General features: G+C 71.6%; 11 protein-coding genes. 9 read left to right on the top strand and 2 right to left on the bottom strand.

The window, feature by feature from the left end:
* The first annotated feature begins 147 nt into the window (after positions 1-147).
* A complete protein-coding gene (locus tag AB0M70_RS04120) occupies positions 148-573 on the top strand; it encodes a hypothetical protein (RefSeq protein WP_365816063.1) in 426 nt (141 codons plus the stop codon).
* On the opposite strand, the gene AB0M70_RS04115 is transcribed toward AB0M70_RS04120, so the two are convergent.
* Positions 570-1,385, bottom strand: a complete 816-nt coding sequence (locus tag AB0M70_RS04115; protein ID WP_365816061.1) for a helix-turn-helix transcriptional regulator — start codon at positions 1,383-1,385, stop codon at positions 570-572. The genes AB0M70_RS04120 and AB0M70_RS04115 overlap by 4 nt on opposite strands.
* Positions 1,386-1,496: 111 nt before the next feature.
* Here AB0M70_RS04115 and AB0M70_RS04110 point away from each other — a divergent pair, with 111 nt between their 5' ends.
* Together AB0M70_RS04110 and AB0M70_RS04105 are read left to right on the top strand one after the other, a co-directional pair.
* On the top strand, positions 1,497-1,802 hold the full coding sequence (locus AB0M70_RS04110) for a 4a-hydroxytetrahydrobiopterin dehydratase (RefSeq protein ID WP_365816059.1): 306 nt from the start codon (positions 1,497-1,499) through the stop codon (positions 1,800-1,802).
* A gap of 6 nt (positions 1,803-1,808) precedes the next feature.
* Entirely contained in the window at positions 1,809-2,537 is a 729-nt protein-coding gene (locus AB0M70_RS04105) for a class I SAM-dependent methyltransferase (protein ID WP_365816057.1), read from the top strand.
* On the opposite strand, the gene AB0M70_RS04100 is transcribed toward AB0M70_RS04105, so the two are convergent.
* The gene (locus AB0M70_RS04100) at positions 2,521-3,045 is read right to left on the bottom strand and encodes a hypothetical protein (RefSeq protein WP_365816055.1); all 525 of its coding nucleotides are present in this window, start codon (positions 3,043-3,045) and stop codon (positions 2,521-2,523) included. The two genes, AB0M70_RS04105 and AB0M70_RS04100, sit on opposite strands and share 17 nt — an antisense overlap.
* A 90-nt stretch (positions 3,046-3,135) precedes the next feature.
* On the opposite strand from AB0M70_RS04100, the gene AB0M70_RS04095 reads away from it, so the two are divergent.
* The 6 genes from AB0M70_RS04095 to AB0M70_RS04070 all read left to right on the top strand — a co-directional run bounded on the left by AB0M70_RS04095 (position 3,136) and on the right by AB0M70_RS04070 (position 12,820).
* Positions 3,136-4,122 (top strand): YafY family protein, encoded by a 987-nt coding sequence (locus AB0M70_RS04095; RefSeq protein ID WP_365816053.1) that lies wholly within the window; start codon positions 3,136-3,138, stop codon positions 4,120-4,122.
* Positions 4,123-4,292: 170 nt separating this feature from the next.
* Positions 4,293-5,162 carry a methyltransferase gene (locus AB0M70_RS04090; protein WP_365816051.1) on the top strand — a complete coding sequence of 290 codons (870 nt, stop codon included), beginning with the start codon at positions 4,293-4,295 and terminating at the stop codon, positions 5,160-5,162.
* A gap of 96 nt (positions 5,163-5,258) precedes the next feature.
* Positions 5,259-5,597, top strand: a complete 339-nt coding sequence (locus AB0M70_RS04085; protein WP_365816049.1) for a CU044_2847 family protein — start codon at positions 5,259-5,261, stop codon at positions 5,595-5,597.
* Between the two features lie 25 nt (positions 5,598-5,622).
* A complete protein-coding gene (locus AB0M70_RS04080; protein WP_365816047.1) occupies positions 5,623-7,344 on the top strand; it encodes a trypsin-like peptidase domain-containing protein in 1,722 nt (573 codons plus the stop codon).
* A gap of 81 nt (positions 7,345-7,425) precedes the next feature.
* Positions 7,426-8,475, top strand: coding sequence for a MoxR family ATPase (locus AB0M70_RS04075; RefSeq protein ID WP_365816045.1), 1,050 nt, complete (start codon positions 7,426-7,428; stop codon positions 8,473-8,475).
* Positions 8,465-12,820: an SAV_2336 N-terminal domain-related protein gene (locus AB0M70_RS04070; RefSeq protein ID WP_365816043.1), complete on the top strand. Its 4,356-nt coding sequence runs from the start codon at positions 8,465-8,467 to the stop codon at positions 12,818-12,820. Before AB0M70_RS04075 ends, AB0M70_RS04070 begins: the two co-directional genes overlap by 11 nt.
* The last annotated feature ends 9 nt before the right edge of the window (positions 12,821-12,829 follow it).

The following is a 12,829-nucleotide window of genomic DNA, read 5'->3' as shown; positions in this document are numbered from 1 at the left end:
GACGCTCGGTGGGCGGCGGCGCCCTTACTTCTGAGGTAATCGACCGCGGCTCGCGGTCCCGGCAGGGTGGTCTCACCGGGCCCGGTCCGGCGCACTCTGGACCGGACCCGGCCCCCTCTCCCTACCACCGCTCGGAGGCAGCACCTCATGTCGACGTACTCCGCGAACCCGCTCACCGCACTGGCCCGCACGAACGACGCGAAGACGATGCTGCGCCGCTTCCTCGGCATCGACGCGGTCGTGACCACCGGGAACGGCCTCGCCTATGCGGCCGCCTCGGGCCCGCTGGGCCGTTTCCTCGGCGTCGACGCGGGGCTCCTGCTCGCCCTGGGTGTCTTCCTCACCCTGTACGGCGTGGGCGTCGGCTACCTCGCGTCACGCAAGAGCCCGCCCACGCCCGCCGTCCAGGGGGTGATCGAGGCGAACGCGGCCTGGGCGGTGCTCAGTGTCGTCGCCCTGATCGCCTGGCTCTCGCCCACCACCGCGGGTGCCGTGTGGATCCCGCTCCAGGCGGTGACCGTCGGGGGTTTCGCCGCCCTGCAGTACGCGGCGCTGCGGTCCCTTCGGGCCTAGGTGCCCGACTGGAGGTACTTGACCGTCGCCGGATCGGCCGGGAGGAGCGTCTCGATGGCCAGTTCGGCGACCGTCACGTCCATGGGTGTGTTGAAGGTCGAGATCGACGAGATGAAGGACAGCAGATGCCCGTCGTGCTCGATGCGCAGGGGCAGCGCGAAGTACGGGACGCCGCTCTGCGGCCCGTCGGCGTCGAACACATCGGCACCGGGGTCCTGCACCGGATACGCCGCCACCTCCTCGTACACCGCACGCAGCGCGTCCGAACGCTGCAGCGCGATCTGCCGCTCCATCTGGTGCAGCAGGTGCCCACGCCACTCCCGCAGATTGCGGATCTTGGGGGCGAGGCCCTCCGGGTGGAGCGTGAGCCGCATCGCGTTCAGCGGCGGCTGCAGGAGGTGCGCGGGGATGCCGTCGAGGATCATCGCGATGCCGCGGTTCGCCGCGACCACGTCGTACGCCGCGTCGACGACCAGGGCGGGGTAGGGCTCGTAGCCGCGCAGGAGCTGTTCGAGGCCCTCGCGCAGGGTGCCCATCGAGGGGTCGTCCATCGGGGTCTCCCGGAAGCGGGGAGCGTAACCCGCCGCCAGGAGCAGGGAGTTGCGTTCCCGCACGGGTACGTCGAGGTGCTCGGCGAGGCGCAGCACGATCTCCTCGCTCGGGCGTGACCTGCCGGTCTCGATGAAACTGATGTGCCGCGCCGAGGAGTCGGCGCGCAGCGCCAGTTCCAGCTGGCTCACCTTGCGCCGCTCGCGCCAGCCGCGCAGCAGCGGACCGACGGTGTTCTCCTTGCTGACCACGGCAGTTGTCATACCCAGACAGTAATCGAAGACCTCCTGCCCGGTGGCATGCCCAGGTGGGTTCCTGAGGGGGTGTGGCAGGCTGAGGGACACACGTCCGTACGCACGGAAAGGGGCGCGGCCATGTCACTCGAACCGCTGTCACAGAAGGACGTCGAGGAGCGGCTCGCGGAGCTGCCCGGCTGGTCGCTCGCGGGCGACAAGATCACCCGCTCCTTCCGGCTCGGCTCGCACTTCGCCGCGACCGCGATGGTCGTGCACATCGCGCGGATCCAGGAGGAGCTGGGCCACCACTCCGAGCTGACGCTGGGCTACAACACGGTCACCCTGTCCGTGAACACGCACAGCGTGGGCGGCGCTCTCACCACGCTCGACTTCGACCTGGCCGGCCGGGTCGAGGAGCTCGCCGTCGCTCACGGGGCGGTCTAGGCGCGGATGCTGGACTACGGCAAGGAAGCCGACCGCTACGACGCGTCGCGGGGAGGTGAGCCGCGCGCCGACGCCGCTGCCGCCGCCGTCCGCGGCCTGCTGCCGCCGGACGCCCGCACCCTCCTGGACGTCGCCTGCGGAACGGGCCTTGTCACCCGGCGCCTCGCCGGGCCGGGCCTGCGGGTGACCGGGGTGGACTCGGCGCCGAACATGGCCCGCATGGCATCGGGCCGCCTGCCGGGCGCCATCGTCCTGGGCGACAGCCGTCAACTCCCTTTCCCCGACGACTCGTTCGACGCGGTGAGCGCGGTGTGGCTGTTCCACCTGCTCTCCGGCGCCGATGAGGCGGCGGGGGTCGTCGCCGAGTGCGCCCGTGTGCTGCGGCCCGGCGGTGTGTTCGTCACGACCGTCGACAAGGCCGCCGCGCACGACGTGGGCAGCGACATCGACGCCGTCCTCGCACCGCGCCCGGTGGGCCCCGCCGTCGACCGCGCCCAGGCGGTCGAGGCGTACGCGGCGGCCCAGGGCCTGACCCCGGCCGGCGGGGCCCGCTTCCAGGGCCACGGCCAGGGCCGCTCCCCCCGCTCAACGATCGAGGACCTCGGCCGGGGCTGGTTCACCCGAGTCCCGCCCGACAGCCCCCTAGCCGCTCAGTTCGCCAAGGAGCTCGCGGCCCTGCCGGACCAGGATGCGCCGCGCCCCGACCCGAGGTTCACGCTCACGTCGTTCCGGTGAGGGCCCGCGTGGGCGCTGAGGCACGGTGGTCTCCCGTGGTGCCGTCGGGCAGGGTGTCCGCGATGTAGGCGTCGAGGTCGGGCAGCCGGGGCAGCTCGGGAGCGAGCATGTGCCGTACCCAGGCATCGCGTTCGTGGAGCAGCGGCGGCAGCTCCCAGACACAGCCGATCAGCGGCCGGTCCAGGAGCCTGAAGTGCGTCGGATCCTGGTCGGGGCAGCCGAGCGCGGGCTGACCGGCGACGGCGACACGGCAGTGCAGGACGTTGTCCCACACCCAGCTGTACGCGTTGAGGTAGGCCCCGCTGTCCCCGCCCCGGTGCAGCACGACGAACGTCGCGGGCGGCGTCCCGTCGGGCTCGGGAAGGAGCCGGGGCAGGATCGCGTACGCCGCCTTCTCCACGGCGGGATCGATGCCCGCCGGGTCGGCGGTGACGTGATAGCGCTTGACGCGGCGGCCCGCCACCTCGACGGGCGGCGGCGAGTGCAGCAGTTTTTCCTGAAAGGCCATGCCAGGGACGGTAGGCCCGCTTCACTGACATCCTGTGTCAGTGAAGTCGAAACACGGCAGGCGCCCGGCCACGCCTCGGACGGGACCCCTGTGAAGGCCGACAGACTCGTCTCGATCATCCTGCTGCTGCAGACCAGGGGCCGGATGACGGCCGCGCAGCTCGCCGACGAGCTGGAGGTGTCGGTCCGCACGGTCTACCGGGATGTCGAAGCGCTGCACACCGCCGGGATCCCGCTCTACGGGGATGCGGGCCACGCCGGCGGCTACCGGCTCCTGGACGGCTACCGCACCCGCCTCACCGGCCTGACCGCGCCGGAGGCGGCGGCGCTCTTCCTGGCGGGTGCGCCGGGCGCCGCCGCGGCCCTGGGCCTCGGCCCGGTCCTGGCCGCCGCCCAGCTCAAGGTCCGCGCGGCGCTCCCCGCCGAGCTGCGCCCGCACGCGGCCCGGGTCGGCGCCCGCTTCCACCTGGACGCCCCGGGCTGGTACGCCCGCCCCGACGACGTACCCCATCTGACCGCGGTCGCCGCCGCGGTCTGGGACAGCCGGGTCCTGCACGTCCGCTACCGCCGCTGGCGGGCCCCCACGGAAGTGGAGCGCAGCCTGCGGCCGTACGGCCTGGTCCTGAAGGCGGGCCGCTGGTACGTGATAGCGGCGACGACCGAAGCGGACGAGCCGCGCACGTACAGAGTCGACCAGATACTCCAACTCACCTCCACTCAAACACAGTTCGAGATCCCCCCGTCCTTCGACCTGGCGGCGCACTGGACGTCGTACCAGGAGTCCTTCCACGCGCGGCTGCGGCAGGGCGAGGCGGTCGTGCGCCTGGCGCCGCGCGCGGTGTCCCGCCTGACGGGCCCCGCGGCGCGCGCAGCCGAGGCGACGGGCCGTACCGAGCCCGACGCTCCCGACGGTCCTCGCGGCGAGGGCTGGATCCAGGCAGTGCTGCCCATCGAGTCCGTGGATCACGCCCACGACGAGTTCCTCCGCATGGGAGCGGACATCGAGGTCCTGCAACCGCCGGAACTGCGCGCGCGGTTGGCGGCAACGGCACGGAGCTTGCACGCCCGCTACTCCTGACGGATTGTGCCCTCCGCTTCCTGACCGGGCGAACCCTCCGCATCTCCGGACCGGGCTGGTCCTCCGCGTTTGCCGAAACCGCAACACGACTGGCCGTTACGGGGACGACGGCGCACGCTGGACACGGCTCGGACCCCACCACCCCGACACGCGAAGGCGGCGGCAGAACCATGGCTCACGACCACAAGCACGGTCACCACCACGAGGACATCGACTGGGCGACGATGGGCCCGATGCTGGAACGGAACGCGGAGCTCGCCGCCCCGCAGAACCGCGAGATCGCCGCATGGTTGCGCACCTGGCAGCCGGAGCCGGCCTTGATCGCGGACGTCGGCAGCGGTTCGGGGTCCATCTCCTTCCTCCTCGCGGAGATCTTCCCCAAGGCGAACGTCATCGCGGTGGACCCGGCGGAGCCCCTCCTGGAGCGGGCACGGGAGCGGGCGTCCAGGGAACAGCTGACAGACCGATTCAGCACCCTGCAAGCGGAACTGCCCCAAGGCATCGGCGAGTTGCCGCCGGCGGACCTCCTCTGGATCGGCAGGGCCCTGCACCACGTAGGAGACCAGGAGGGCGCCCTGGCAGCCCTGGCCGACCGCCTCGCGCCGGGCGGCGCGCTCGCCCTCCTGGAGGGCGGCCTGAACCAGCGCAGCCTGCCCCGCGACATCGGCTTCGGCCGGCCGGGCCTGCAGACTCGCTTCGACCTGGCGGACGACGAGTGGTTCACGCGGATGCGCGCCGACCTGCCGGGCGCGAAGGCGGTCACGGAGGACTGGCCCACGCTCCTCAAGGAGGCGGGCCTGCGCCACGCGGGCACCCGCACGTTCCTCCTGGACCTGCCGGCCCCCGTCTCCGAAGCGGCCCGCGCCCAGATCATCTCCGAGCTCTCCCGCCGCCGCGACATGCACGAGGACACCCTGACCCCCGACGACCTGACCACGGCCGACCGCCTCCTGGACCCCGACGACGAACAGAGCCTGCACCACAGGCCGGACGTGTTCCTGCTGTCGGCGCAGACGGTGCATGTGGGGGTCAAGGGCTGAACCGCGACGCGGAATATGCCCAACACCGACTGCCGGAACAGCCGTTGACGTTACCTTTTAGGCGACGTCGATCAGGCTGCGGAGGGGAGTCGGGCTGTGAGCGAGCTGATGCGATGGGAGTCCGACGAAGGTCCTGTCGTCGTGGAAGTGGACTCCAGGGACCCGGGTTTCAGGTCGGCGTCGCGCAGAAGCGACGGCAGCGAGATCCATGATGTCGAGGGGCACTTCGGGGCGGCGCTGAGCAATGTGCGGGGTGCCGCGATGTCCGCGCTGCGGACCTTCCGTGACCAGGCGCTCGACCCCGACGGCATCGAGCTGGAATTCGGGGTGAAGTTGAGCGCCGTCGCGGGCGCCGTCATCGCGAAGACGGCCGCCGAGGGCCACTTGACCGTCAAACTGACCTGGTCCCGGCGTGACGAGCCGGGCGAGCGATGACGGTGCGGGGCGGATAATGCACGGCATGCACTGGCGTGCCCGCATCGGCACGGTCGACGGCACACCCAGAGGGGCGGGGGTACTGGTCGACGGCACGCGCCTGCTCACCTGCGCCCATGTCGTCGAGGGGCTCTCGGCGGTCTCCGTCACACTGCCGGGCGTCACCGAAACCCTGCCCGCGAAGGTCGCGTGGTCCGGTGACTGGCGGCGCCTGGGGGACCGCGGTGACATAGCGGTGCTCGAACTCGCCCACGCGCTCAAGGTGACGCCCTGTGCGTTCGCGCCGCTCGACACACTGCGCCCTCAGCCTGGCCGGGCCGCACATGAACTGCGTGCGCTTGGCTTCCCCTTCGGCCATGAGCAGGACGGCACACATGTCACGCTGACGACCAGCGCGGACCGGCTGCTCGGTCAGGAGTGGCTGGAGGTCGATGTCGGGCAGGCCCACCTGCGGCGCCTGGACGAGGGGTTCAGCGGCGCGGCGGTCTACGACCCCCAGTCCGGCAAGGTCGTCGGCATGGTCACCGACGCCGTCCTCGGCGGCGACCAAGAGGGCTACATCGGGCGGATGCTGCCCATCGACACCATCCGGCGCCACTGGGAAGAACTGGACGACTTCCTGCCCCTGGACTGGCTGCCGGGTGAGCCACGCCGTGAACTGCGCGCCCTGTTCGCGGACGCACACCTCGATGCCGACGGCCTTGAGGTCCTCGTGCGGCGCGCCTTCCCCACCTTCCGTCGCCCGCTGCCGCCGTTCCGGTCGGTCTGGCACACCATCCGCCACGTCGGCGAGGAACTGACCGGCGAGGAGCGTCTGTTGCGGCTGCTGCGCGTACTCGGCACCCGGTTTCCTGAGGTGGACGTCGGAGCCTGGCTGCGGCGCTGGATGCCCGAGCAGTACGAGGACGAGGCACACGCCGCGAAGGCCGCGCGCGAGGCGCCCGCGCCCGTCGGTTCCGTGATGTTCCGCGCGGAGTCCATGACCCGTGGCGCCGGTCTCGACCTCACGGTGTGCACGGTGGTCGACGGCGTCCCGGTCGGCTCGTCCGGGCCGGTCAGGATCCGCCCACGCCAGCTCCGCACGAAGGTCGAGGCGATGCTCGCCGAACAGATCGGCAGGGTGCACGAATGCGACTGGATGCTGGAGTTCGTGGTGCCGGAGCGGCTGATGAGCGAGCCCTTCGAGGAGTGGCAGATCCACGAACCGGGGGCGGCGCGCCCCCGCCCCATGCGCACGGTGCCCGTGGTGGTCAGGCACATGGACCGCCTCAAGCCGCTCACCGTCTCCCGTCTGACGCGCAGGCGCTGGGAGACGGTGCGGGCCCGAGGCGAGACCCGCCCCCGCCGTGTGGCGTGCGGGCTTCCCTACGGCTACGACGAGTTCCACGACTGGCTGGACGCGGACGACGAGGTGTGCGCCCTCGCGTATGCCGCGACTCCCCTGGGGGACTGGCTCTCGGCAGCCCTGGACACCGGTGTGCCGATCATGCTGTGGAGACGGCACGAGTGCGGCGAGGACGGCCACGCGCAGTGCGCTCCCGACAGGTTTCTCGACCGGCTCACGGAAGCGGTGGGGGTCCTCGACCCCGACCGGCTGCCGTTCGAGGTCATGAGGCTGCGCAAGGAGGCCCGCTCCCCGGACAAGGGGGACGCCGAGCACTGCGGGCACCGGCTGACGCTCTTCTGGGACGACCCGGAGCGCAAACCGGATCCACCGCTGGCGATGGGAATGCGGGGAGAACAGTGAGCCCACGGAGCGCGAGGAGAGCAGTGAGCACCGGCAACGCGGGAAATACCGGCAGTACAGGGAGCAGGGGGAGCGTGAAGCGTGCCTGACACCGCCGAGACGTCCAACTGGCGCATCTACTCCGGGAGCCGGGTCCCGCACGACGGCATCGACCGCCTGCCGGCCCCGCCCCCCTGGCGCACCTTCACCGGTGGCCCGGCCCTGCGCACCCCGCCGGGCGACTCCGGCAACCCCCACGCGGCGGTCAGCTACCGGCCCGGCGAGGACGCGGTCCGCCAGGTCAACGCCGCGCTCTACCTGCGCAGACCACTCCTGGTGACAGGTGCGCCAGGCACCGGCAAGTCCTCCCTCGCGTACGCGGTGGCCCATGAACTGGGTCTCGGCAAGGTCCTGCACTGGCCGATCACCAGCCGGGTCACGCTCCGGGACGGCCTGTACGAGTACGACCCGCTCACCCGGCTGTACGCCGCGGAGCGCGCACGACGTGAGGACGTGAACGGCTCGTCGGGCGACGACATCGGGGACTATCTGCGCCTCGGACCCCTCGGCACGGCGCTGCTGCCGTACGAGCGCCCGCGCGTCCTGCTCGTCGACGAGATCGACAAGAGCGACATCGACCTGCCGAACGACCTGCTCACCATTTTCGAGAAGGGGGCGTACGAGATCGTCGAGCTGGCCCGTCGTGCGGAGCCGACGGCCAGGGTGATGACGGCCGACAGTACGACCGACCGCGTGGAGATCCGCGACGGCACGGTCAGCTGCCGCGCCTTCCCTCTCGTCGTCATGACGAGCAACGGCGAGCGCGAATTCCCGCCCGCGTTCCTGCGGCGCTGCGTGACCGTGGACCTGAAGCAACCCGCGAGTGTGGCGGAGCTGACGGCGATCGTCCGCGAGCACCTGGGCCCCGTCGTCGAGGGCGAGGGCGGCGAGCTGCCCGCGGGCGTCCAGGAGATCATCGACCGCTTCTTCGAGCGGCGCAGCGGAGGGCTGCTCGCGAACGACCAACTGCTCAACGCCATCTACATGTGCCACCACGCGTCGTTCAGTGAACCCCCGGAGACGGTGCGGCAGTTGGCGGACCAGGTGATGCCGTTCCTGAGCAGCGAGGCAACGCGCTCCGATGGAGACTGAGCGGCTGGTGAAGCTGCGGGGCCTGCTCGACACGCTGGGGCCCCACGTCACTCCGCTGGAGCTCGCGGAGATGCTGTGGCTTGCGGAGCGACTGCCTCCGTGCGAGGCGGACGGCGAGAGTGAGAGCGGGAGCGGCGGTGCGGACTCGTCCGGGTGGCTGACCGACGTGCTGCAGGAGGCCCTCGAAGGGATGGGGGACGCGTCGGGGGCGCAGCCTCGGCAGCGGGATGACCCGGAGGCCGGGCATCCTCACGTCGGCGATGCGCCGGACGGCCAGGGCCCGCCCGGCGACCCCTCCCGCTCGGCCCTGCACATCCCGCACGGCGCCCCGCGCCCCGGCACCGACGCCGAGGACGTCCTGGTCCCCGCCCCACAGGCCCTGCGCCACGAACTGGAGATCCAGCGCGCCCTGCGGCCGCTCAAGCAACGCGTCCCCGACCGTCGCCGCCGCATCCTGGACGAGGAGGCGACGGCCACGCGCGCCGCACTCCACGCGGGGCTGCGCCCCTGGGCCCCGGTCATGGCCCCCGCCACCGACCGCCTCCTGAGCCTGGCCCTCGTCGTGGACACGGGTCCGGCGATGCAGGTGTGGCGCTCGCTCGCGCGTGAACTGCGGGAGGCGATGCAGCGCACCGGCGCGTTCCGGGACGTACGGCTCTGGCATCTGGGCGACCTCGGCCCGGGTGTCTGCATCCGCTCCTCGCCCCGGGGCCCCGCGCTGGCCCCGGCAGCCATGGTGGACCCGACAGGCCGCCAGGTGACCCTGCTGCTCAGCGACTGCTCGGGCCCGCACTGGTGGGGCGGGCACGCGTCCCCGGCCCTGCATCTGTGGGCCAGGCGTGGCCCCACCGCCATCCTGCAGCCCCTCCCCGAACGACTCTGGCGGCGCACGGCGGCCCCCGCGATCCCCGGCAAGGCCATCGCGTCCCGGGCGGGCGCCCCCAACACCGCGCTGCGTTTCACCCCGCACGACGGCCGGGCAGGACGCCCCGCGCCGGACGCGGTCCCGGTGCCCGTCCTGGAGCTCTCTCCCGAGTGGCTGGCCGACTGGGCGGGTCTGGTGACCGCGTCCGGCGATCACCACCGGGACACGGCGGTGACGTACGTGAGCGCGGCGCAGCCACCGCACAGCCAACCCCTCGCCGAGGAGGGGGAGTTGACGATCACCGATCGGATCCTCCGCTTCCAGGCCGCGGCTTCGCCCACGGCGGTGGACCTGGCGGCACATGTCGCTCTGTCGGTGCCCGCGCTGCCGGTGATGCGGCTGATCCAGCAGCGGGTCACGCCGGGCTCGCGCGCCAGCGACCTCGCCGAGGTGCTCCTGAGCGGCCTCCTGGAACCGGTCGATCCGGAGCGGGGCCTGTACGACTTCGTGCCGGGTGCGCGAAGCGCCCTGCTGGAGACCCTGCCTCGCCCCGAGTCACTGGCGGTCGCCGATCTGCTGAACCGGCTCGGCGCCGAGATCGAGACCAGGGCCGGCTCGACGATCCGGGCCTTCAGGGCGATCGTGCCGGTCGCGGAAGGGACGGGGGGCCGAGCGCTGGGGGACGCGGGCCGGCCCTTCGCGCTGGTGAGCGAGGAGGCGATGGGGCTGCTGCGGGGGCGGGCGATCCGGGTGGCGGAGCGGCCGGTGGGCGAGGAGAGCGCGGTCGGCGACGAGCGGCCGGAGCCGTACGACGCCGATCATCGGACCCCGCCGGGCAACTCGTCGTCCCCTCTCGGCGGCTTCGATCCGCCTGCTTCGGTTTCGTGTCCGCCGGGACTGACGAATGTGGAGGCGCCGCGGGATTTCGTCGGCAGAGGGGATGTGCTGGAACGCCTGGACCTCGAACTGCTGGGCCCACGGACGGGGTCCGCGTCGCCGCGCACCGTCGTCCTCCATGGAATGGGAGGCGTGGGCAAGACGGCGCTGGCGTCGGAGTGGGCGGCCGGGGTGGCCCGCGCCGGGACTCTGCGCCCGGTGTGGCGGGTGCGCGCCGACTCGCCCGCCTCCATCGTCAAGGACATCTCCGGCCTCACCCGTGCACTGCAGCCCTCGGTCCCGGATTTCCTTGCGCGGGAGGGACGTTGGGAATGGGCCCTTCAGTGGCTGACCTCGCACACGGACTGGGTCCTCGTCTTCGACGGTGTGGAGGACCCCGACAACGTACGCGTCCTCCTCTCCCGTCTGGGCGCGAACGGGAGTGTCCTGATCACCAGCCGTCTGGCCGCCGGATGGGAGGGCACCGCCACTCAGATGGAGCTCGGTGTTCTCTCGCCGGAGGAAGCCGTGGCGATGCTCGACCAGCTCGGGGAGCCGGTGGCGGAGGTGGAGCAGCTGGCCGATGAGCTGGGGCGGTTGCCGCTCGCGTTGCAGCAGGCGTCCGCGTACCTCGCCGGAACGGACGTCTCCGTCGAGGAGTACCGCGCCTTGATCGCGGCACAGATGGGCCGGCTGCGGAACCCGGAGGACGATTCCTCCTCGATCTCTGTCGGCGACACCTTGAGACATGCCCTTCGAGCCGTCAGCACTCCGACGGCGAGGCGCGTCCTGCAGACCCTGGCTTGGTACGGCTCCGAAGACATTCCCAAGGGCCTCCTGACCGGAGCTCAGCTCACCGAGTCGGAGATTGCGGACGCGCTGGAGTTCCTGGTGCGCGCCCACCTCCTCGACCACCAAGCTGGATCGGCGACGGTCAGCGTGCACCCCCTGATCGCACGCCTCGCCCGCGTCTGGGATACCGGAGACCAGGCCGCAAGCAGTGAGAAGGACACGCAGGCGGCACGTCAGGCGGCTGCTCGCTGCCTCGCGGAGGCTGTCCCCGACGACCCGGACGACCCGGCCGGCTGGCCCCTTTGGCGCGCTCTCCTCCCGCACATCGAGGCATACGCTGACCACTCCCCACCCGTGGACGACGACGTGGTCTTCGGGACTCTGCTGGCGGACACGGCATGTTTCCTCATGGCACAGGGCCGGCTGGAACAAGCCCTGGTCTTTCTGCAGAGAGCAGCGGAGTCCTTGCAGAGAATCCTGGACGAGGACGATTCCCGAGCGCACCGCGCCGCGATTCTGCTGGGCAGGGCGTATCTGGCGTCGGGCGACACAGCGCGGGCGCTTGCGTGGTTCAGGAACGTAAGGGTCTCGATGGACCGCGCGGGAAGGCCCGAGGACGATCCGGAGAGGATCGCGCTGCGTGCGGAACTCGCCGGAGCCTTCCTGGCGACGGGCGCGACGAGGCGGGCGATCAGGGAGCTGGAGGTGACCCATGCCCTCGCGCTCAGGACTCTGGGCCAGGACCACCCGGTGACCGTTCCGGTGCTGGAGCGGCTCGCCGGCGCCTATCTGGCGGACGAGGACTGGGACCGTGCGGTGGCCGCCTATCAGGAGGTGCTGACCACCTACCGGCGGGAGCGGGGCGACCTGGCGCCCGCCGCACTCGGCGTGCGCGGTGAACTGGCCCTCGCGTACGACAAGGTGGGAGACGCGACGCGAGCGGTGCAGGAACTCGAGCAGGTCCTGGCCGGATACCGGGAAGCCCTGGGTGAGGCTCATCCCCGTACGCTCACGACACTGGCCGCCTTGGCCGGGGTGTACGAACGCGAAGGCGTTCTTGACCAGGCCATGGAGATGTACGGGGAGGCGTTGTCCTACAGCGCCGATACGTTCGGCGAGGAGCATCCGGAGACGCTGGGCCTGCAGGATCGGCTGGCCCGCGCCTGCCTCTTGGCCGGGGATCTGGGGCGGGCGATTCCGCTGTACGAGGATGCTCTGACGGCCAAAGGCGAGGCTCTGGGCCACGAGGACCCCGAGACGCTACGGGCGGCCGCGGCGCTGGCGGAGGCCTATCGGCGCGCCGGGAGCAGAGCGAAGGCGATCGCGCTGTACGAGCGGACGCTGGTCAAACGGATCAGTGTCCTCGGAAAGTCGCACGTCGAGACCCGCAGGGCGTACAGCGATCTGGCCGAAGCGCTGCTGGAAGCCGGAGAAGCATGGCGCGCGATCGAGCTGTTGGAGGCGACTCTGGGCGAACGCGTGTCCAGTCTGGGCGACGTGCACCCGGGAACCCTGCGCACACGCCATCAACTCGCCGAGGCCTATCAGCAGGCCGGAGAGCCGGAAGCGGCAAGCGTGCTGCACCAAGCCTCCCTGGCCGGCCTGAAGACGTCACTGGGCGAGGATCACCTGCGGACCTACGAGGCGAGGTCACATCTCGCGCATTCCCTTGCCATGGAAGGCGACATGGCGGGCGCCATCAGTCAACTGAGCCGCGCCGCCGAGGGATTCGCCCGCGAACTCGGAGAGGACGCCGCGGAGACCATCGCCGCTCGCGAGACCCTGGCCGGGTGGCAGGAGCCACGCTCCTGACCTGGGGCC

This window comes from Streptomyces sp. NPDC051214, assembly GCF_040682375.1.
Taxonomy (GTDB): domain Bacteria; phylum Actinomycetota; class Actinomycetes; order Streptomycetales; family Streptomycetaceae; genus Streptomyces.
This window is presented reverse-complemented; position numbering and strand designations above follow the sequence as displayed.

What these genes read in the sequence shown, in the direction of transcription:
- AB0M70_RS04120 (WP_365816063.1), top strand. Translation starts at nt 148, where the DNA reads ATGTCGACGTACTCCGCGAACCCGCTCACCGCACTGGCCCGCACGAAC.
- AB0M70_RS04115 (WP_365816061.1), bottom strand. Translation starts at nt 1,385, where the DNA reads ATGACAACTGCCGTGGTCAGCAAGGAGAACACCGTCGGTCCGCTGCTG.
- AB0M70_RS04110 (WP_365816059.1), top strand. Translation starts at nt 1,497, where the DNA reads ATGTCACTCGAACCGCTGTCACAGAAGGACGTCGAGGAGCGGCTCGCG.
- AB0M70_RS04105 (WP_365816057.1), top strand. Translation starts at nt 1,809, where the DNA reads ATGCTGGACTACGGCAAGGAAGCCGACCGCTACGACGCGTCGCGGGGA.
- AB0M70_RS04100 (WP_365816055.1), bottom strand. Translation starts at nt 3,045, where the DNA reads ATGGCCTTTCAGGAAAAACTGCTGCACTCGCCGCCGCCCGTCGAGGTG.
- AB0M70_RS04090 (WP_365816051.1), top strand. Translation starts at nt 4,293, where the DNA reads ATGGCTCACGACCACAAGCACGGTCACCACCACGAGGACATCGACTGG.
- AB0M70_RS04080 (WP_365816047.1), top strand. Translation starts at nt 5,623, where the DNA reads ATGCACTGGCGTGCCCGCATCGGCACGGTCGACGGCACACCCAGAGGG.
- AB0M70_RS04070 (WP_365816043.1), top strand. Translation starts at nt 8,465, where the DNA reads ATGGAGACTGAGCGGCTGGTGAAGCTGCGGGGCCTGCTCGACACGCTG.